The 18,818-nt window shown below is 72.7% G+C and carries 16 protein-coding genes; 9 read left to right on the forward strand and 7 right to left on the reverse strand.

Annotation, left to right across the window (positions count from 1 at the left end; all coding sequences use genetic code 11):
* On the forward strand, positions 1–805 hold an 805-nt coding region (locus ACZ6R9_RS10610), incomplete at its 5' end, for a hypothetical protein (protein WP_465537747.1).
* A 156-nt stretch (positions 806–961) separates the two neighbouring features.
* Here ACZ6R9_RS10610 and ACZ6R9_RS10615 read toward each other — a convergent pair.
* Positions 962–1,423 carry a nucleoside deaminase gene (locus ACZ6R9_RS10615; protein WP_465537749.1) on the reverse strand — a complete coding sequence of 154 codons (462 nt, stop codon included), beginning with the start codon at positions 1,421–1,423 and terminating at the stop codon, positions 962–964.
* 930 nt (positions 1,424–2,353) lie between these two features.
* Between ACZ6R9_RS10615 and ACZ6R9_RS10620 the strand changes: the two genes are divergently transcribed.
* Complete coding sequence (locus ACZ6R9_RS10620; protein WP_465537751.1) at positions 2,354–3,973, forward strand: M4 family metallopeptidase; 1,620 nt, start codon at positions 2,354–2,356, stop codon at positions 3,971–3,973.
* A 235-nt stretch (positions 3,974–4,208) separates the two neighbouring features.
* Here ACZ6R9_RS10620 and ACZ6R9_RS10625 read toward each other — a convergent pair whose 3' ends face one another.
* Positions 4,209–5,453, reverse strand: a complete 1,245-nt coding sequence (locus ACZ6R9_RS10625; RefSeq protein ID WP_465538255.1) for a cytochrome P450 family protein — start codon at positions 5,451–5,453, stop codon at positions 4,209–4,211.
* 471 nt (positions 5,454–5,924) lie between these two features.
* Between ACZ6R9_RS10625 and ACZ6R9_RS10630 the strand changes: the two genes are divergently transcribed.
* Together ACZ6R9_RS10630 and ACZ6R9_RS10635 are read left to right on the forward strand one after the other, a co-directional pair.
* On the forward strand, positions 5,925–6,896 hold the full coding sequence (locus tag ACZ6R9_RS10630) for an EI24 domain-containing protein (protein ID WP_380488490.1): 972 nt from the start codon (positions 5,925–5,927) through the stop codon (positions 6,894–6,896).
* A 65-nt stretch (positions 6,897–6,961) separates the two neighbouring features.
* Positions 6,962–8,194: a cytochrome P450 gene (locus tag ACZ6R9_RS10635; RefSeq protein WP_465537754.1), complete on the forward strand. Its 1,233-nt coding sequence runs from the start codon at positions 6,962–6,964 to the stop codon at positions 8,192–8,194.
* 73 nt (positions 8,195–8,267) lie between these two features.
* Here the strand turns inward: ACZ6R9_RS10635 and ACZ6R9_RS10640 are convergent, their stop codons facing one another.
* On the reverse strand, positions 8,268–8,525 hold the full coding sequence (locus ACZ6R9_RS10640; RefSeq protein WP_380488492.1) for a Prokaryotic metallothionein: 258 nt from the start codon (positions 8,523–8,525) through the stop codon (positions 8,268–8,270).
* A gap of 163 nt (positions 8,526–8,688) precedes the next feature.
* Here ACZ6R9_RS10640 and ACZ6R9_RS10645 point away from each other — a divergent pair, with 163 nt between their 5' ends.
* Entirely contained in the window at positions 8,689–9,060 is a 372-nt protein-coding gene (locus ACZ6R9_RS10645; RefSeq protein ID WP_380488494.1) for an antibiotic biosynthesis monooxygenase family protein, read from the forward strand.
* Positions 9,061–9,097: 37 nt separating this feature from the next.
* On the opposite strand, the gene ACZ6R9_RS10650 is transcribed toward ACZ6R9_RS10645, so the two are convergent.
* Positions 9,098–9,559: an Lrp/AsnC family transcriptional regulator gene (locus tag ACZ6R9_RS10650; protein WP_380488495.1), complete on the reverse strand. Its 462-nt coding sequence runs from the start codon at positions 9,557–9,559 to the stop codon at positions 9,098–9,100.
* Between the two features lie 121 nt (positions 9,560–9,680).
* Here ACZ6R9_RS10650 and ACZ6R9_RS10655 point away from each other — a divergent pair, with 121 nt between their 5' ends.
* Entirely contained in the window at positions 9,681–10,310 is a 630-nt protein-coding gene (locus tag ACZ6R9_RS10655; RefSeq protein WP_465537757.1) for a LysE family translocator, read from the forward strand.
* 1,016 nt (positions 10,311–11,326) lie between these two features.
* Here ACZ6R9_RS10655 and ACZ6R9_RS10660 read toward each other — a convergent pair.
* Positions 11,327–12,568: a PucR family transcriptional regulator gene (locus ACZ6R9_RS10660; protein WP_465537759.1), complete on the reverse strand. Its 1,242-nt coding sequence runs from the start codon at positions 12,566–12,568 to the stop codon at positions 11,327–11,329.
* Between the two features lie 170 nt (positions 12,569–12,738).
* Between ACZ6R9_RS10660 and ACZ6R9_RS10665 the strand changes: the two genes are divergently transcribed.
* Entirely contained in the window at positions 12,739–14,067 is a 1,329-nt protein-coding gene (locus ACZ6R9_RS10665) for a lipase family protein (RefSeq protein ID WP_465537760.1), read from the forward strand.
* Positions 14,068–14,121: 54 nt separating this feature from the next.
* Here ACZ6R9_RS10665 and ACZ6R9_RS10670 read toward each other — a convergent pair whose 3' ends face one another.
* Positions 14,122–14,721 carry an HdeD family acid-resistance protein gene (locus ACZ6R9_RS10670; RefSeq protein WP_465537762.1) on the reverse strand — a complete coding sequence of 200 codons (600 nt, stop codon included), beginning with the start codon at positions 14,719–14,721 and terminating at the stop codon, positions 14,122–14,124.
* A gap of 165 nt (positions 14,722–14,886) precedes the next feature.
* Here ACZ6R9_RS10670 and ACZ6R9_RS10675 point away from each other — a divergent pair, with 165 nt between their 5' ends.
* Entirely contained in the window at positions 14,887–16,809 is a 1,923-nt protein-coding gene (locus ACZ6R9_RS10675) for an NAD-binding protein (RefSeq protein WP_465537764.1), read from the forward strand.
* A 52-nt stretch (positions 16,810–16,861) separates the two neighbouring features.
* Entirely contained in the window at positions 16,862–17,878 is a 1,017-nt protein-coding gene (locus tag ACZ6R9_RS10680; protein ID WP_465537766.1) for a VanZ family protein, read from the forward strand.
* A 102-nt stretch (positions 17,879–17,980) separates the two neighbouring features.
* Here the strand turns inward: ACZ6R9_RS10680 and ACZ6R9_RS10685 are convergent, their stop codons facing one another.
* Positions 17,981–18,757, reverse strand: a complete 777-nt coding sequence (locus ACZ6R9_RS10685) for an enoyl-CoA hydratase (protein ID WP_380488505.1) — start codon at positions 18,755–18,757, stop codon at positions 17,981–17,983.
* Between the last annotated feature and the right edge of the window lie 61 nt (positions 18,758–18,818).

Below are 18,818 nucleotides of genomic sequence, written 5' to 3' on the forward strand. Positions count from 1 at the left end.
TGTCGCTGAGGTTGAGCCGGTTGCGGAGGCTGCGGTCGAGGTTGAGGCTGAGCCGGTTGCTGTTGAGGAGCCGGAGGCCGAGGCGGAGGTTGTCGCTGAGGTTGAGCCGGTTGCGGAGGCTGCGGTCGAGGTTGAGGCTGAGCCGGTTGCTGTTGAGGAGCCGGAGGCCGAGGTCGAGGTTGTCGCTGAGGTTGAGCCGGTTGCGGAGGCTGCGGTCGAGGTTGAGGCTGAGCCGGTTGCTGTTGAGGAGCCGGAGGCCGAGGCGGAGGTTGTCGCCGAGGCCGAGCCGGCCGCGGCGGTTGCTGTCGAGGCCGAGGTTGAGCCGGTTGTCGAGGCTGCGGCCGAGGTTGAGCCGGGGCCCGTGGTGGCGGCCGAAGTTGAGGCTGAGTCGGTTGCCGAGGTTGAGGCGGTCGTGGAGCCCGCCGTTGAGGCGGTTGCCGAGGCGGACGTTGAGCCGGAGCCGGTCGTCGAGCAGTCTGTCGTTGAGGCTGAGCCGGTCGCTGAGCCGGTCGCTGAGCCGGTCGCCGAGCCCGTTGCCGAGGCTGCGGCCGAGGTCGTCGCGGAGACTGTTGCCGAGGTGGTTTCCGAGTCGGGGTCGGTCAAGCCGGAGTTGACGCCGGGCAAGCCGATCACCGGGTACTCGGCCGAGGAATTGGTCGCGCTGGTGGCGTGGTTCGATGCGGACGGGACCGAGCGCAGTGACGACGAGCTGCTGCGCGCGGCGATGAAGGAGCTCGGGTTCGCCCGGCTCGGCCCGCGAATCAAGGAGGCTCTGGGGGCGGCGGTGGCCTCCGTCCGGGGCTGACGTACCAGTACCACCAAGAACCCTTTCCGTGCCCGTCGTTGTGCGAGTTCGCGCAGCGGCGGGCACGGTCGTTTCGGGGGTGAGTGGTGCGGTGGGTGCGGCAGGTCGATGTTGTTGAACATGTCGGCGGTGCCGGCCGCCGGTGAGCGTTTCGCGTCATGCGCCGATGTCCTCCTGCCAGAGGTCTGGTCGGGCCGTGACGAACTCCGTCATCATGCGTACGCACCGTGGGTCGTCCAGCAGGGTGATTCCGGTGCCGTGCTCGGCAAGCCAGTGGTGACCGCCGGTGAACGTGACCGACTCGCCGATCACCACGTGCCCGATCCCGAACTGCCGTACCAGACCCGAGCAGTACCAGCACGGCGAGAGCGTGGTGACCATCACCGTGTCCCCGTACCCGCGCAGGCGGCCGGCGGCGCGGAATGCGGCCGTCTCGGCGTGCATCGACGGATCGCCGTCCTGAACCCGGCGGTTGTGCCCCCGCCCGAGCAGCTCCCCGTCCACGCCGAACAGCGCTGCCCCGATCGGGATCCCACCCTCGGCCAGCCCGAGTTGCGCCTCCGCCACCGCAACCGCGAGCCACTCCCGTGCCTGCTCCACCGCGATCTGACCGCCCACCGGCCACCTCCTCTCGTCCGCGTCCGGTCTACCCCCTCCCGCGCGCGCCCACCGCGACCGCAGCGTTCTTCGCTCGATCGAGTGTTCGGAGGGGTGGGGAGGGGAGGGACGTTGACGGTGCGTCAGGTGTCGGAGCTCACCGGGACCATGGCCCCCACCACTTCGGGGGCAGCGGGTCCGCCGGTGCCGAGGTCGGCTGATCGGGATGCAGGCCGAGCCGCAGGAGCGCGTCGGCGCGGAAGCGGACAACGATCGTGCCGTGCCAGTGCCCGTCCTCGCGGACGCCGCACATCAGATCGACCCTGACCTCGTCGTCGGCGAACGGGTACCAGTCGATACCTCGGTCCCGCAGTCAAACCGCCGTCAGCCGGCCTGGCCGCGGGCAGCCGGGAAGGTTCTCGTAGTGGAAGAGGGTCACCCATTCGAGGGTCTGATCGTCCATGCCGTCATCATGGTGCACCGGGCGAACCGACTGCTTGCCATTTCCTGCCGGCGCGAAGCCGGTCGGAGTCCTGAAAGCGACATCTCCTGCCCGGAGTTGGCCGGGCCCGCCCGCCCGGGTGGCCGATGTGTCCCGACGCGGACGACGGCGATAGCAGGCCGTGCGGGAGGCGGCAAGGGGGTGGCCGCTGGCGGGATCCCGCCAGCGTGGCGAACGGGGCGATAGCGGGACATGACCGGCACGTGGAGGGCCCCCTTCGGCTTGGTGGCGGAACCCGGCCAATATGCGGAGCGAGCCTGTCATTTCGCTCTCCGCATTGTCATGCTTCTGCCCAACTCCTGCTCGGCGGCCGTCCCCCACCCTGACGGGCCGCCGGGAACCGCGCGGGAGCAGCACGTCAGCGCCCGTACCGCCCCACGGTGCCAAGCCCGGTGCCCCGGTGCGCGGCGCGACCGCGCACCTGCGGTTTCGTGGAAGGGACCCGGCACGTGAAGCGAAAGCTGACAGTTGGAGCCGTACTCTCCGCCACCGTTCTGCTGGCGGGCGCCGTTCAGGCCGCCGCCGTCCCCGCCCCCGCGCAGGCGGGCGTGCCGTCGGTGGGGCAGCAGCGCGAGGCCCTGCTCTCCCTGGCCGGGGCCGAGGCCGCCCCGGTTGCCAGGGCACTCGCGCTGGGCGGCCAGGAACGCTTGATCGTCAAGGACGCCGTACTGGATGCCAACGGCGACCGTCACCTGCGCTACGAGCGGACCTTCGCGGGCCTGCCCGTCGTCGGCGGCGACCTGGTGGTGCATCAGCGGGCCAACGGTTCGATCAGCTCGGTCGACCGGGACTTCGCCGGGCAGCTGTCGCTGCCGAGCCTCCTCCCGAAGCTCTCCGCCGACCAGGCCGCCGCCGGGGCGACCGACGCGGTCCGCGCCACGCTCGGGGTGGCGGCCGACCGGCAGGGGGCGGCGCTCGCGCAGGTCGGTGCCACCGGCGAGGCGCAGTTGGTGGTCTGGGCCGTCGGCGACACCCAGCGCCTGGCCTACCGGACCGTGGTGGAGGGTGTGCGTGCCGACGGCACCCCCAGCCGTGAGCGGCTGATCACGGATGCGGCCACCGGCGCGGTCCTCGACAGTGGCGACGCCATTCGGACCGCGATCGCGACGGGCACCGGCACCGGCGTCCGGGTCGGGGCCGTCACCCTGACCACCACGCAGACCGGGACCTACCAGCTGAAGGACCCCACCCGGGGCAACCTGTACACCATCGACATGGGCGTGCCCGGCACCCCGCTGTTCACCAGCACCACCAACGTCTGGGGCAACGGCCTCCCGTCCAACCGCCAGTCGGCCGCCGTGGACGCCCAGTTCGGCGCCGCCGCGACCTGGGACTACTTCAAGAACACCTTCGGCCGCAACGGCATCCGCAACGACGGTACCGGCACCTACAACCGCGTCCACTACGGAACCAACTTCATCAACGCCTTCTGGGACGACTACTGCTTCTGCCTGACCTACGGCGACGGCCCCTCCAACACCCGCCCGATGACCGCGCTGGACGTGACCGGCCACGAAATGGCCCACGGTCTCAACACGGTCACCGCCGCACTGGGGGACACCGGCGAGGCCGCCGGCCTCAACGAGGCCAGCTCGGACATCTTCGGGACCATGGTCGAGTGGTACGCCAACCTGCCGGCCGACCCGCCGGACTACCTCATCGGCGAGAAGCTCGACATCAACGGCAACGGCACCCCGATCGGCTACATGGACAAGCCCTCCAAGGCCGGTGGCTCGCCGGACTACTGGTACCAGGGCATCGGCGACCTGGACCCGCACTACTCCTCGGGCCCCGCCAACCATTGGTTCTACCTGCTGGCCGAGGGCAGCGGCGCGAAGGTGATCAACGGTGTGAGCTACAACAGCCCGACGGCCGACGGTTCGACGCTCACCGGCATCGGCCGGACCAAGGCCGCCGCGATCTGGTACCGGGCGCTGGTGAACTACCTCGTGCCCAACAGCACCTACAAATCCGCCCGTGCCGCGACGCTCAATGCGGCGCTCGACCTGTACGGCTACCCGGAGCGCGACGCGGTGGCCGCGGCCTGGAGGGCGGTCAAGGTCAACTAGCACCGCGAACAGTGTCTGCCGTGACGGGGCTTCAGCTTCTGGGCTGGGGCCTCGTCGCTCGTGGCGGCCGGTCCGGGGCCGATCGAGTCCTGCAGGTCAGCGGAGGACTGCGGCGAGGAGGTCGATACTCAAGGTCACCCGCCCGTCCTCCCCTCCGGCCCGGCACCAACCCGGCGGGAGGACGTCTCGCGTGCAGATCCTCGCTGTCCCGGTGCTGGACGCCCTCCGTCCTTGGCTAGGGCCGGCCCGGTCCTTCCAGGAGGGTGGGCAGGGTGTGGTGGCCGTTGGAGATCAGGGAGTCGACCGGCTCCAGTTCCATGCCGGGGGCGAGGGTCAGGTGCGGGAAGCGGTCGAAGAGGGTGCGGAGGGCGGTGCGCGCCTCCAGGCGGGCGAGGGGGGCGCCGAGGCAGAAGTGGGGGCCGTGGCCGAAGGCGAGGTGGTCCTTGATGGCGCGGGTGACGTCGAAGAGGGTGGCGGTGTCGCCGTGGCGGGTCGGGTGGCGGCCGGCGGCGGCGTAGGAGGCGAGGATGGCCTCGCCGCGGTGGATGGTCACGCCGCCGGGCAGCGGGATGTCCTCCAGGGCGAAGCGCAGCGGCAGGTGGGCGACGGGGGCCTCGCGGCGCAGGGATTCCTCGACCACGTCGTCCCAGCCGGCCTTGCCGGTGCGGACCAGGGCGAGTTGGTCGGGGTGGGTGAGCAGCAGGGCGATGGCGTTGTCGATCAGGTTGACGGTGGTTTCGTAGCCGGCGGAGACCACCAGCAGGACGGTGCCGAGCAGTTCTTCCTCGGTGAGGGCGCTGCCGTCGCCCTCGGTGTCGCGGGCGGCGATCAGCAGGGAGGTCATGTCCTCGCCGGGGTGCTCGCGTTTGGCGGCGATCAGTGAGGCGATCACCGTGTAGAACGCCTGATTGTTGGCGGCGGAATCCTCCGGGCCGAGGGTGGTGTCGAAGACCCCGTCGACGTGGTGGCGGAAGCCGTCGCGCAGTTCGTCGGGCAGGCCGAGCAGGTGGGCGATGACCAGGATCGGCAGCGGGCGGGCCAGGTGTTCCCGCAGGTCCACCGGCGTCCCCTCGGCGCCGGCGGTGGCGATCGTGTCGAGCAGCGTGGCCGTCATGTCCTCGATGCGGTCGGCGAGTGCGGCGACCTGGCGGGGGGTGAAGGCCGCGCTCACCAGGCGGCGCAGGCGGCGGTGGTCCTCGCCGTCGGCCGAGAACATGTTGCGGGCCGTCACCCACAGGGCCAGTGGCCAGCCGGCCGCGACCGGCTCGTAGTCGGGCCAGTGCCGCTGGGCGTTCTTGGCGATCCGCGGGTCCTTGAGCAGGTCCTCCAGCAGGTCGGGGTCGGACACGGCCCACACCTGCACCCCGAGGATGTCGGCAGGCGTGACGGGGCCGCGCGCGATCAGCTCGGCGCTCTCCGCGTCGCGGGCCCGCCCGGTGGGGTCCAGGACGAGCACCGGGTGGTTGACCGGGCACTCCAGCGGGCGGTTGAGCGAGGGCGTCCGGTTGTCCAACTGGCGCTCCACGAAGGCTCCTTCACGCGGGTCGAGGCGAACGGGTCGAGGCGCACGGGGCAGGCGTGCACGGTCGAGGATGGGCCCGCCGTCCGGCACCCGTCGAGAGCGCAGACCCCTGCCTTCGCGCGCCCCCGGCGCACTTCCGCCCGCCGTCGCCTTCCCGGATTCCCCCGCCTTCCCCGATTGACGGGGACCGTCAACCCACGTGACCCGCGCGGGCCGGGAGAACCCGGTGGGCGGCATGACAACGATCACGATGCCCCGGCCGCGGCGGTCCCGTCCGACGCCCCGCCAACTCGTCCGGGCGAGCCGCCGGCGGTGGGCCGTACAGCTGCGGGGCGGGGCGTAACCGTCGGGCGGAGTGCGGCCGGAGTGGCGCAGGATTCGGACCGGCCGGGTGCCCAGGCGATTTGACGGTTCCTTTAAGGTGCGGGCATGCGAGATTTCGGGGCGGGACTGAGATTCCTGTTCAACGGGCAGCGATGGGTGGCGCGGCACGGCCGCTGGTGGGGCTTCGGGATGATCCCGGCGCTGATCACCCTGGTCGGATACCTGGCCGCACTGGCCGTGCTGATCGCCTACGCGGGCGACCTGGCGGCCTGGGCGACACCGTTCGCCGACCACTGGTCCGAGGTGTGGCGGGACACCGTCCGGATCGCCGTCGGTGCGGCGGCGGTCGGCATGGGCGGACTGCTGGCCATGCTGACCTTCACGGCGGTGACGCTGCTGATCGGCGAGCCGTTCTACGAGTCGCTGTCCGCGAAGGTCGAGGAGAGCGAGGGCGGCGGCCCGCAGGGCCCCGAGCTGCCGCTGTGGCGCGAACTGTGGATGGCCGCCCGGGACAGCCTGGCGGTCCTGCTGCGCGCCGCCGGCTTCGGCATCCTGCTGTTCCTGTGCGGGTTCATCCCCGTGGTCGGCCAGACCGTGGTCCCGGTGATCGGAATCTGCGTCTCCGGGTTCTTCATGACCGTCGAACTCACCGGCACGCCCCTGCAGAAGCGCGGCCTGTCGCAGAAGCAGCGGCTGCGCCTGCTGCGCTCCCGGATGTCGATGGCGGTCGGCTTCGGCGCCGGACTGGTGCTGCTGTTCCTGATTCCGGTGCTGACCGTGCTGGCGATGCCCGGCGCGGTGGCCGGCGCGACGCTGCTGGCCCGCGAGATCGCGCCGCACGAGGAGTCCGAGCCCGCCGACAGCCCGGACGACAGCCCTGCGGACGGCCCGGACGGCTACCCGGCGGATCCGTACCAGCCGCAGCCGTACCCGCAGAACCCCTACCAGCAGAACCCGTACCAGCAGCCGTACCCCCAGAACCCGTACCAGCAGCCGACCCCCCAGAACCCCTACCAGCAGTCGCACCCGCAGAACCCGTACCAGCAGCCGTACCCCTCGGACCCCCGGCAGGGCTGACCGAATTCTCACCGAACGTGTTCGGCGATTTGACGTAGCGTCACCGACTGCGCGATAACGTCCCCATGCCCGTATCCGTGGACGCCGCCCCGCGCGGCATTGACCTGGGCGACCCCGCGTTCTGGCGGCTGCCCGAGAAGTTGCGCGCCGAGGCGTTCGGTCGCCTGCGGGAGCGCCCGGGGCCGGTGGCCTTCACCGACCGGGCGACGGGGCGGCGCTGCTGGGCGCTGGTCCGGCACGCCGATGTGATGACCGCCAGCCGGTCGCCCGAGGTGTACCTCTCGGGGCCGGGGGTGACGTCGCCGGAGCCCGCCCGCTGGGTGCGGGCGGTGTTCGGTGACTCGATGGTCAACCTGGACGACCCCCGGCACGCCGATCTGCGCCGGGTGGTCGGCCGGGCGTTCACGCCCCGGCTGCTCGCCGAGGTCGAGCAGGACATCGCGCGGACCGCCGCCCGCCTGGTGGACCGGGTGGAGCGCGAACGCCCCACCGACTTCGTCGCGGCCGTCGCCGGGGAACTCCCGTACCAGGTGATCTGCTCGATGATGGGCATCCCCGAGGCGCAGCGCCGCGCCATCCTGGCCCGGATCAACCGGGCCTCCGCGCCGGCGGGCGTCACCCGGCGGGGGCTTCGGGTGCCCGGCCGGGGGCTGCACGCGCTGGCCGCGATGCACCTGACGGTGGCCGCGCTGGGCCGGGAGCGGCGCCGCCGTCCCACCGGCGACCTGATCTCCGCGCTGGTCACCGCCGACGTGGACGGCCGTCGGCTGGGCTCGCGCGAACTGGGCGCGTTCTTCTCGCTGCTGCTGGTCGCCGGCGTCGAGACCACCCGCAACGCGCTCGCCCACGGCCTGCACCTGCTGACCGTCCACCCCGAGCAGCGCGACTTGCTGCTCGGCGACCTGGACGCGCACCTGGGCGGCGCGGTGGAGGAGATCGTCCGGCACTCGACGCCGATCGTGCAGTTCCGCCGTACCGTCGCCGTCGATCACAAGCTCTCCGGGATCCGGCTCGCGGCGGGCGACAAGGTGGTGCTGTTCTACGGTTCCGCCAACCGCGACGAGACGGTGTTCGACCGCGCGGACGCCTTCGACATCACCCGCTCGCCCAACCCGCACCTCGGTTTCGGCGGCGGTGGCCCGCACTTCTGCCTGGGCGCCCACCTGGCCCGCCAGGAGATGCGCACCCTGCTGCGGGAACTGTTCACCCGGCTGCCCGGGATCCGCTCCACCGCCGAGCCGGAGCTCGTCCCGTCCTCGTTCGACCACCGGGTCCGCGCCCTGCGCTTCACCTTCTGACGCCGCCGGGCCTTCGGGCAGCAGAACGGGCGGCCACCTCGCCGGTGACCGCCCGTGGTGACGTCCCCGCAGGTCAGCTCGGGTGGCTCCCCACCGCGTCGCGGACCTCCGCGCCGAGCACGCTGTTCGCGCGGGCGCAGTTGGCGCCGCAGAAGAACCGGCCGGCGACCTCGACGCCCTTGCCGACGATCCGCACCGTGCACTGCTCGCAGCGCGGGGCCAGCTTCTCCATCGCGCACTCGAAACTGTCGAAGACGTAGGTGTCGCCGGTGATCGTCTTGATCTCGAAGGACAGCCAGTAGTCGTTCTGGCACACCACGCAGACCGCCATGTCGGGCTCCTCTCGCCGTACGGGTCCACCGCCGAGTCTTGGCCCGCGCGGTTCGGGCGGCAATCGGCGGCGGTCCGAACGGTTCCGCACCGTGCCGAGCTGTCGGAACACGGTCAGGTCCGATAATGGTCAGCAGGGCCCGGGATCAGCCGAGGAGGCCGAGATGATCATTCGAATCTGGGAGGCCCAGGTCTCCCCACTCCGGGTCGAGGAGTTCTGCGCCCGGCTCGCCTCCACCGTGTTGCCCGGCTTCGACCGCTGGGACGGCTTCCTCGGCGGTGAACTGCTGTGCGCCCTGGTCGACGACGACCACCGCGTCCAGATGATCACCCGCTGGCGCGACGAGGAAGCCCTGCGCGCCTACGCCGGCCCGATGTGGCGGATCCGCCCGGTCTGGTCCGAGGACGAACTCCGCGAACTGGAGCACCCGCCGACGGTCGCGCACTTCCACTCCCTGCGCCGCCTCGACCCCGTCCCACCCACCGAGGCCGCCGCCGACCGGCCGGTCACCTCCGCCGAGGCCGCCGCCGACTGACCGGTTACCCCCGCCGAGGCCGCCGCCGACCGGCCGGTCACCCCCGCTGGACCGGAATGCCCCGGTCGGCCTTCACCTGCTTCATCGTCAGGTGCGAGTGCACCTGCGCGATGCCCGGCAGGCCGGACAGCACATCGGTGACGAAACGCTCGTACGCGGCCAGGTCCGCCACCGCGACCCGCAGCAGGTAGTCCGGGTCGCCGAACAGCCGGTGCGCCTCGACCACCTCCGGCAGCTCCGCGACCCGACGCTCGAACTCGGCGACGGTGGACCGGTCCTCGTGCCGCATCACCACCGTCACGAACGGCTGGAACCCGCACCCGACCGCCACCGGATCGAGCTGCGCGCGATAGCCGCGGATCACCCCCTGCTGCTCCAGCTGCCGCACCCGGCGCAGGCACGGCGACGGCGTCAGCCCGACCCGGTCGGCGAGTTCGGCGTTGGTGAGCCGGCCGTCCTGCTGGAGCTCGTGGAGGATTCTGCGGTCGAGGCGGTCCATGGCGCAACATTCTGCCCCACAAGTGGGCTGACCAGCGAAAACGGGACATCGGCTGCCAGCGCCCGACGGATAGCGTCCAGGACGTCACCCCGAACCTCCTGAACCCGAAACCGAAGGTGCCATGGACCCGCATGCCCTGCTGCTCTTCCTCGGCGTGGACCTGCTGCTGGTCTGCACCCCCGGACCGGACTGGCTCTACATCGCCGCCCGCGGCCTCGGCCAGGGCCGGACCGCCGCCCTCACCGCCGTCGCCGGCGTCTGCGCGGGCTACGGCGTGCACACCCTGCTCTCCGCCGCGGGCCTCGCCGCCGCGCTCGGGGCCCTGCCCGGACTGCTGCCCGTCCTGCGCCTGGCCGGCGCGGGCTACCTCGCGTTCCTCGCCATCACCATGCTCCTCACCCTGCGCCGGAGCGGCCGCGAGGCGGCCCTCGCCGCCGCCCGCCCCCAGCCCACCCGCGTCGTCCTGCGCCAATCCCTCCTGACCGCCCTGCTCAATCCCAAGGGCCTGCTGCTCTACCTCTCCCTCGTCCCCCAGTTCGTCACCCCCGGCACCACCCTCCCCGTCGGCGCCCAGGTCGCCACCCTCGGCGCCATCAACGTCCTCTGCTGCGCCGCCGTCTACACCGCCGTGGCCCTCACCACCGCCCGCCTCGCCACCCGCCTCACCACCACCCCCACCGCCGCCCGCCGCCTCTCCGCGATCTCCGCGATCCTCCTCCTCGCCGTGGCGGGCGTCACCGCGACAGCCTGACACCACAGCCGACAACCCGGGCGGCAGCATCGCGCACAGCCTCGCCCTGCGGCCCGCGCGCAGCGAGCGGACGACAGACCCTCCCCGTGGGACCACCCGCGCTGTCGCGCGCAGCGCCTGGTACGGGCCGTACGGCGGTTCTCGCGTGCTGGCCGCGCGCAGCGCTCGCCCCGTCCTTCGTCGGTGCCCGGCCGCGCGCGGCGATCGGACGGCGGCCCCTCTCCGTGGGTCGCGCAGCGCCGGTGCCACCCGTACTGTCGCGCGCAGCGCCTCGTAGCGGCCGTGCAGCGGTTCTCGCGTGCTGGCCGCGCGCAGCGCTCGCCTCGCCGTTCGTCCGTGCCTGGCCGCGCGCAGCGCTATGCCTCGCCCCACCGTCTCGCCCGCAGGCTGGTGCCACCCGCACTGTCGCGCGCAGCGCCTCGTAGCGGCCGTGCAGCGGTTCTCGCGTGGTGGCCGCGTGCAGCGCTCGCCCCGTCGTTCGTCCGTGCCTGGCCGCGTGCAGCGCTTGCCCCCGTCGTTCGTCCGTGCCTGGCCGCGTGCAGCGCTTGCCCCCGTCGTTCGTCCGTGCCTGGCCGCGTGCAGCGCTTGCCCCGTCGTTCGTCCGTGCCTGGCCGCGTGCAGCGCTTGCCCCGTCGTTCGTCCGTGCCCCGGCCGCGCGCGGCGATCGGGCGGGCGGTCCCTCTCCGTGGGTCGCGCAGCGCCCGTGCCACCCGCGCTGTCGTGCGCGGCGCCTGGCACGGGCCGTGCTGCGGTTCTCGCGTGCCCGGCCGCGCGCAGCGCTTTGCCTCGCCCCACCGCCTCGCGCACCGCGCTGCGGTTCTCGCGTGCTGGCCGCGCGCAGCGCTCGCGCCGTCGTTCTTCCGCACCTGGCCGCGCGCAGCGCTTGTGCCTCGCCCCCACCCTCGCGCCCCCACCCTCGCGCCCCCACCCTCGCGCCCCCAGCCTCTCGCCCCCACCGCCTCGCCCCCACCTCTCGTTCCCACCGCCTCGCGCGCAGCGCTCGCAGTGCGGTTGCGTCAGAGCGCTGCTGTGTCGTGGGCGGTGAGGGCGGCGTGGAGGGTGAGGAGGTCGGGTGGGCGGGCGGGGTTGAGGCCGGTGAGGGTGGCGGTGCGGCGGAGGCGGTAGTCGACGGTGTTGGGGTGGACGAGGAGGCGGGTGGCGGTGCGGCGGCGGTCGAGGCCGCAGGCGAGGAAGGTGCGGAGGGTGGTGAGGAGTTCGGGGCGGTCGGTGAGCGGGGCGAGGATCGCGGCGAGGGTGTCGCGGGCGGGGCCGGGGCGGCTGAGCTGGTATTCGAGCAGGACGTCGTCGAGCAGGTGCAGTCCGGGTCCGCGGCCGGTGGTCTCGGCGACCAGCCGGATCTCGGTGGCGAGTTGGACGGCGTCGGCCACCGCCGAGGGTGGCGCGGTGGTCGCGGCGGCGACGAGGGGTGCGCCGCAGGCCCGGGCGAGGCGGTCGAGCTGGGCGGTCAGGGCGTCGCGGTCGAACGGTCCGGTGGTGGGCAGCAGCACTGTTCCCCCGTCGGCGGCCAGTGCGGCGAGCGGGACGCCGTCCGGCTGGCGGCGCTCCAACTCGGCGCGCAGGCGCCGAAGTTTGCGCCGGGCGGCGACCGAGCGGTTGACGCCGGGGCGGGACTCGTCGGGGTGCGGGCCGATGGCGAGGGAGAGCACGACGTAGCGGGCGGGGAGCCGGATGCCGGCCCGGTCGGCGGCGGCGCGCGGGTCGCCGCCCTCCAGCAGGCGGGAGAGCAGGGCCTGTCGGGCGACCTGTTCGTCGCCGAGCGCGGCCTGCCGTTCCTGCACGTAGCCCGCGGCGACGGCGCAGCTGACGAGCCGGAGGTAGCCGAGCAGGCGGTCCTGCGCGGTGACGATGTCGGGCAGGTCGGCGGGTTCGGCCGCGGTGAGCAGGCGGGCGGCGCACAGTTGCGCGCCGAGATGGTACGCGCCGACCACGGACTCCAGCGGGACGCCTTCGTCCGCCCGTCGCGCGGACGACTCGCGGATGCGGGCGAGTTCGTCCTCGCCGGGCGGCCGCCCGGTGCGCAGGACGTCGGCGAAGGCCCGGATCCCGCGTTCGAGCTGGCGGGTGATCTCGCCGCGGAGCTGTTCGGGCGGCAGCGCGTGGTAGGCGGGCAGGCGGTCCAGCAGGCGGGCGGTGACCTCGGTGGCGAGTTCGGGGGCGAGGGCGAGCAGCCGCTGGTGGACCGGGGTGCCGCCGAACTGTGGTTCGGGGGCGGAGTGTTGGGCGTTGGGCGCGGTCACAAGCCACCTCGCGAATCTCTGTGCAGCGGCCCGGCGACGTGGCCGGTCGACGCGTCCATGATGGTTTCCCCGGAGGTTACCTACTCGTAGGTAACTCGCGCGATCCCCACCGACCCCCCGTCAGGTCGCGCCCCCCACCCCCACCGGAAACAGTCAGAAACGGGAGAGCCATGTACCGAGCCGTCGCCCGGACGATCGCCACCGCCCTCGCCGCCGCCGCTCTCGCCACCGCGGCCCCTGCCGTCACCGCCACCGCGGTCGGCACGTCCACCGACACGTTCTACACCTACGACGGCAGTACCCCGCTGTCCTCGCTGGCGCCCGGCACCGTGCTGAAGACCCGCACCCTCGCGTACCACCTGCTGGGCATACCGACCCCGGTGCAGGCCGTGCAGCTGCTGTTCCGCACCACCGACGCGCAGGGCCGCCCGTCCGCCGGGGTGACCACCGTGGTGCGGGGCCTGGGCAGCGACGGGTCGAAGGCGGTGTCGTACCAGTCGTTCTACGACTCGCTGAACCCGGCCGACGGCCCCTCCCGGGCGATCGCCGGCGGCCTCACCCTCGGCGGGGCGATCCCCAACGCGGAGGCGCTGCTCGTGGTGCCGCTCGTGCTCCAGGGCTACGACGTGGTGATCCCCGACACCGAGGGCCAGAGCGCCGATTTCGCCGCCGGGCCCGAGTACGGCACCACCACGCTGGACTCGATCCGCGCGGTCTCCGCCTCCCCGGCGACCGGCATGAACGCGGACACCCGGTTCGGCCTGCTCGGCTACTCCGGCGGCGCGATCGCCACCAACTGGGCCGCCGCCCTCGCCCCCGGCTACGCGCCGGACGTCAATCGCCGCCTGGTCGGCTTCGCCGAGGGCGGCCTGCTGGTCGACCCCGCGCACAACCTGAAGTACGTGGACGGCGGGGTGGTGTGGACCGGCGTCATCCCGATGGCGATCATCGGCGTCGCCCGCGCCTACGACCTCGACCTGACGCCGTACCTGAGCGACTACGGCAAGCAGGTCTACGCGAAGATGCAGGGCGCCTCGATCGTCAACGCGCTCGGCCAGTACCCCGGCCTGACCTGGAAGAAGCTCGCCAAGCCCGAGTACGCGGACGCGAACTCCGTGCCCCCGTTCCTGGCCGCCGTCAACAAGATCAACCTCGGTTCGGCCGCCACCCCCACCGTCCCCGGCTACATTGCCCAGGGCAACGCCGGCGTGCTGGAGGGCACCTTCTCCAACCTGCCCGGCATCGGCACCGGCGACGGCGTGATGGTGGCCGGCGACGTCCGCGCCCTGGCCCGGCAGTACTGCGCCACCGGCAACGGCCGGATCGCCTACCAGCAGTACGACCTGCTCAGCCACCTCGGCGCGACCGTCCCGTGGGCGCCCACCGCGATCGGCTACCTGAACGACCGGTTCGCCGGGAAGACCGCCCCCAGCGACTGCGGCCGCATCCCGGGCGGCAACTCGCTCGCCCCCGAACAGCCCGTCCCGCCCGGGCGGTAGCACGGCGAAGGCCCGCCCGGTGCGTCCGGGCGGGTCCAAGGTGCCGTCAGGGCATCAGAGTTCGCGCGGGTACAGCTTCGCGGCGCGACGGATCTGCAGCGCCGCGAAGATCTCGGTCAGGCCCATCACCAGCAGTGCGCAGCCGCCCAGGATCGCCAGCGCGGTGATCGAGTGAGCCGGGAACACCATCAGCAGGATGCCCGCCAGCACGTACAGCGCGGCGATGAAGCCCTGCCAGCCGCGGGCCGGCATCAGCGGGTCGGAGGCCACCGCGGCGAGATGGGTGATGCCGCGGAACAGCCAGCCGATGCCGATCCACAGCGCGAGCAACAGGATCGACTGGGCGGCCGAGCGGAAGCACAGCAGGCCCAGCAGCACGCAGATCGCGCCGCTGACGAACGCCAGCACCCGCAGCGCCGTCGCGACGTGCGTACCGAACGCGGCGACCAGCTGCACGATGCCGATCACCACCAGGTACACGCCGAACAGCACGCCGACCACCCACAGCGTCTGCTTCGGCCAGGCCAGGATCATCACCCCCAGCGCCAGGGAGATCAGACCGCCCGCGAGCACCGCCTGCCAGGCCATCCGGGCCAGTTGCTGGAACGGCCCGACCAGGCCGGGACGGTCGTCGGTCCGATAGGGGTCTGCCATGGCTCCTCCGGGGGTTGCCGCTGCGGAACAGGGATCACCCCCAGCCTCGGCGCCCGTCCCGTCCCCGGGCACGGCGGACTCCGCCGAACGGGTGAGGCTCCTCGCGCGGATCCGATACCGTCTGTTCACCCCGGCGTCCTGACGGGCCGTCTACCATCTGACGCTATGACGGATCAGGGGCGGGGGAGCCCCCAGTCCGCGGCCGACGCGGCCGGGGCGGGGGACAGCGGCAGGGCCGGGCCGAATCACAGCGGGGCGGGGCCAGTCGGTGGGCCGGGGCCGAATCACAGCGGGGCCGGGCCGGTCAGCGGTGGGCCGGGGCCGAATCACAGCGGGGCCGGGCCGGTCGAGGGGCACTACATCGTCTGCGGCGGCAACTCGATCGCCTACCGGCTGATCCTCGAACTCACCGAGCAGTACGAGGTGCCGGTGGTCGCCGTGGTGCCCGACCGGTCGCGCGAATACGGCCCCGCCATCGCCGAGTTGCCCGGTGTGGCGGCCGTGCTCGAGTACTCCACGCTGACCGGCGAGGCGCTCGGCGCGGCCGGGGTCGAACGGGCCCGCGGCATCGCGCTGATGGACGGCACCGACCAGGAGAACATCCACGCCGCGATGGCCGCCGAGAACCGCAACCACGGCGTGCGGATCGTGCTGCGGATCTTCAACCAGCGGCTCGGCGAACACCTGGAGAAGCTCCTCCCCAACTGCGCGGCCCTGTCCGCCTCCGCCACCGCCGCGCCCGCCTTCGCCAACGGCGCCCTCGGCCGCCCGCACACCGTCGAGGTCGGCGGACGTCACCTGTACGTCGCCTACGACGAGGACATCCACAGCAACCAGCTCTGCCTGGTCGCCGACCGGATCGACCGCCAGGACCTCAGCCGGCTGCGCCTGCTGCCCGACACCGGCGGCCGGGCCGCCGACTTCATCCGGATCGCCGAACGCTTCGGCAGCGGCGAGGGCCCGATCGAGCTCGGCCGCCCCGACCTCGACCCCGCCCGCGAACCCGGCGGCCTCGCCGCCCTGCAACCACTCGACGCCGAACCGGCCCTCCGCCAGCCGCTGGCCAAGCGGGTCAAGTGGTGGCTGCTGGACAGCCTCAAGTACTTCACCAACACCCGGCTGCGGGTCATCCTGATCACCGCCTTCGCCGCGATCGTGGTCGGCGCCGCGGTGCTCTACTACCGCACCCAGCACCCGCCCGGCCTCGGCTGGACGCTCTACTCCACCCTGCTGGACGCGGCCGGCGCCGCCCAGCCCGATCTGCCCGCCGACCAGGCCCTCGGCGACCCGTGGGCCCGCGCCGCCCAGGTGCTGATCACCTTCTGCGGCATCACCTTCGTCCCGCTGGTCACCGCCATCGCCGTCGAGGCCCTCGCCAGCGGACGCCGCGGCCTGCCCCGCCCGCCCGGCGCCCGCACCCGCGACCACGTCATCGTGGTCGGCCTCGGCAACGTCGGCACCCGGGTCGCCACCCTGATCCACGGCACCGGCCTGCCCGTGGTCTGCCTGGAACGCGACCCGCAGGCCCGCGGCATCGCCGCCGCCCGCGCCCTCGGCATCCCCGTCCTGATCGGGGAAGGCCCGCTGGAGGCGCAGCTCAAGCAGGCCCGGGTCAAGCACGCCCGGGCCGTCGCCGCCGTCACCTCCGACGACGCCGCCAACCTGGAAGCCGCCCTGGAAGCCCGCGCGGTACGGCCCGAAGTCCGCATCGTGGTACGGCTGTTCGACGACGACTTCGCCCACCACGTGTACGCCACCCTCGGCAACGTCGCCTCCCGCTCGGTCTCCTACCTGGCCGCGCCCGCCTTCGCCGCCGCCCTGATGGGCCGCGAAGTCCTCGGCACCCTCTCGGTGTTCCGCCACGTCCTGCTGATCGCCGAACTCACCGTCGAGGAAGGCTCCGCCCTCGAGGGCAGCAACATCGGCGACCTGGAATCCGCCGGCGGCGTCCGGGTGGTCTCCGTCCGCCTGCAACGCCGCGCCGACTCCTACCAGTGGAACTTCGCCGACCGCTCCCGCCGCCTCACCCCCGGCGACCACATCGTCGTCGCGGCGACCAGGGCCGGCCTGGCCCGTATCATCCAGTAGCCGCGGCGGGGTTCCAACTCGCTTGTGTGTTGGATGATTTGACGGAGCATCAATGATCAGCGCGATCCTGAACAACAACGTCGTCCTGGTACCGGCCTTCCTGGTGCTGGCCGTGCTGCTCGGCGCCGCCGCCCGGTCGCTCGCCGCCCGGCGAGGCCTCCCGCAGTGGCCCACCGTGCTGCTCGGTGTCGCCCTGGCCGGTGAACTCGCCGCCACCCTCTGCCCCACCGGAAACGGCGGCGGCCAGAACCCGTCCTGCACCTGGGGCGCCGACCTGGCCTTCACCCTCGGTGCGGAACAGGGCCGGCTCAACCTGCTGATGTACGTCCCGCTGGGTCTCTTCGCCGTGCTGGCCTTCGGCCGGCCCGCTGTCGTCGCGGTCTCCGTGCTCGGGCTCACCGCCGCCACCGAGACCGTGCAGGGCCTGCTCCCGTTCATCGGCCGCGCCTGTGACAGCGGCGACCTCGCCGCCAACGCGCTCGGCGGCCTGGCCGGCGTGCTGCTCGGCTGCGCGGTGCGCCTCGTCCAACGCCGCCGGATACGGCCTGCCGGAAAGGAGTTGGCGGTCGGTGGTGCGATGGCGGCGGCGCTCGGGGTGCCGGTACTGCTGCTCCAGTCCCTGGTGCTGGAGCCGACCGTCGCCACCGGCCTCTCGGCAGCCACCGGTCCGCAACGTGAACTCGCCCATCGGGATGCCGAGTTGCTGTTCGGCCCCGGCTCGCGGGTGGTCGCGGTGCAGCGCCGCCTCGGCGGCCCGGGAGTCGACCAACTGTTCGTCACCGGCGAGCGCCAGGGCTTCACCCTGGACTGGCCGTCCGGCCTGCTGAGGGACCTCAACGGCGGCTTCCTCCCCGAGGAGACCGACTCCGGCCCCGCCACCGACCAGCAGGCCCGCGAGGCCGCAGACCGGTTCCTCGCCCAGTGGCACCCCGCCGCCTCCGGCGAACCGCAGTTCGCCCCGCACGGTGGCCAGGGCGGGCGCCGCCGCTTCACCTACACCTACTCCGGCGGGACGGTGCACGTGGACGTCGACCGGAACAGCCGGGTGGTCGAGTTCCGCCGGGACTGAGCGGGTGTTCCGGTGCGGTCGGAGTGTGCCCGTCAGGTTCGCCCCGCCCCGCAGCGGCAATGCCGTCGGGGCGGAGCGTGATCATCAACGTCCCTGCTGGGCCTACTTGTTGGTGAAGGAGGCCGGGCGCTTCTCGGCGAAGGCGGACATGCCTTCCTTCTGGTCGGCGGTGGCGAAGGCGGCGTGGAAGAGGCGGCGTTCGAAGCGGACGCCCTCGGCGAGGGTGGTTTCGAAGGCGCGGTTGACGGATTCCTTCATCATGACGGCGGCGGGGAGGGACATCGCGGCGACCGTCTCGGCGACCGCGTGGGCCTCGGGGAGGAGCTGGTCGGCGGGGACGATGCGGGAGACCAGGCCGGCGCGCTCCGCCTCCTCGGCGTCCATCATGCGGCCGGTGAGGCAGAGGTCCATGGCCTTGGCCTTGCCGACGGCGCGGGTGAGGCGCTGGGAGCCGCCGATGCCGGGGATGACGCCGAGCTTGATCTCGGGCTGGCCGAACTTCGCGGTGTCGGCGGCGATCAGGATGTCGCAGAGCATCGCCAGCTCGCAGCCGCCGCCGAGGGCGTAGCCGGCGACGGCGGCGATGACGGGCTTGCGGAGGCGGCCGAGTTCGTCCCAGGGGCCGAGCCAGTCGTCGAGGTAGACGTCGGGGAAGCGGTTGTCCTGCATCTCCTTGATGTCGGCGCCCGCCGCGAAGGCCTTCTCGGAGCCGGTGATCACCATGGCGCCGATCTCCGGGTCGCGGTCGAAGGACTTGGCCGCCGCCACCACCTCGGTCATCAGCTGGGTGTTGAGCGCGTTGAGCGCCTTGGGGCGGTTGAGGGTGATGATGCCGACCCGGCCCTTGCGGTCCACCAGGATCGTCTCGTACTCGGTCATCGCCGCTAATCCTCTCCACGCTGAGCGGAACACTGACGGTGGATACGATCTCGGAACGTCG

The sequence above is a fragment of the Kitasatospora sp. NPDC048662 genome, assembly GCF_055587065.1.

Bases quoted from the DNA above. Each gene is read 5' to 3' on its own strand.
- ACZ6R9_RS10630 (WP_380488490.1), top strand. From the start codon at position 5,925: ATGCGAGATTTCGGGGCGGGACTGAGATTCCTGTTCAACGGGCAGCGA.
- ACZ6R9_RS10635 (WP_465537754.1), top strand. From the start codon at position 6,962: ATGCCCGTATCCGTGGACGCCGCCCCGCGCGGCATTGACCTGGGCGAC.
- ACZ6R9_RS10640 (WP_380488492.1), bottom strand. From the start codon at position 8,525: ATGGCGGTCTGCGTGGTGTGCCAGAACGACTACTGGCTGTCCTTCGAG.
- ACZ6R9_RS10645 (WP_380488494.1), top strand. From the start codon at position 8,689: ATGATCATTCGAATCTGGGAGGCCCAGGTCTCCCCACTCCGGGTCGAG.
- ACZ6R9_RS10650 (WP_380488495.1), bottom strand. From the start codon at position 9,559: ATGGACCGCCTCGACCGCAGAATCCTCCACGAGCTCCAGCAGGACGGC.
- ACZ6R9_RS10655 (WP_465537757.1), top strand. From the start codon at position 9,681: ATGGACCCGCATGCCCTGCTGCTCTTCCTCGGCGTGGACCTGCTGCTG.
- ACZ6R9_RS10665 (WP_465537760.1), top strand. From the start codon at position 12,739: ATGTACCGAGCCGTCGCCCGGACGATCGCCACCGCCCTCGCCGCCGCC.
- ACZ6R9_RS10670 (WP_465537762.1), bottom strand. From the start codon at position 14,721: ATGGCAGACCCCTATCGGACCGACGACCGTCCCGGCCTGGTCGGGCCG.
- ACZ6R9_RS10675 (WP_465537764.1), top strand. From the start codon at position 14,887: ATGACGGATCAGGGGCGGGGGAGCCCCCAGTCCGCGGCCGACGCGGCC.
- ACZ6R9_RS10680 (WP_465537766.1), top strand. From the start codon at position 16,862: ATGATCAGCGCGATCCTGAACAACAACGTCGTCCTGGTACCGGCCTTC.
- ACZ6R9_RS10685 (WP_380488505.1), bottom strand. From the start codon at position 18,757: ATGACCGAGTACGAGACGATCCTGGTGGACCGCAAGGGCCGGGTCGGC.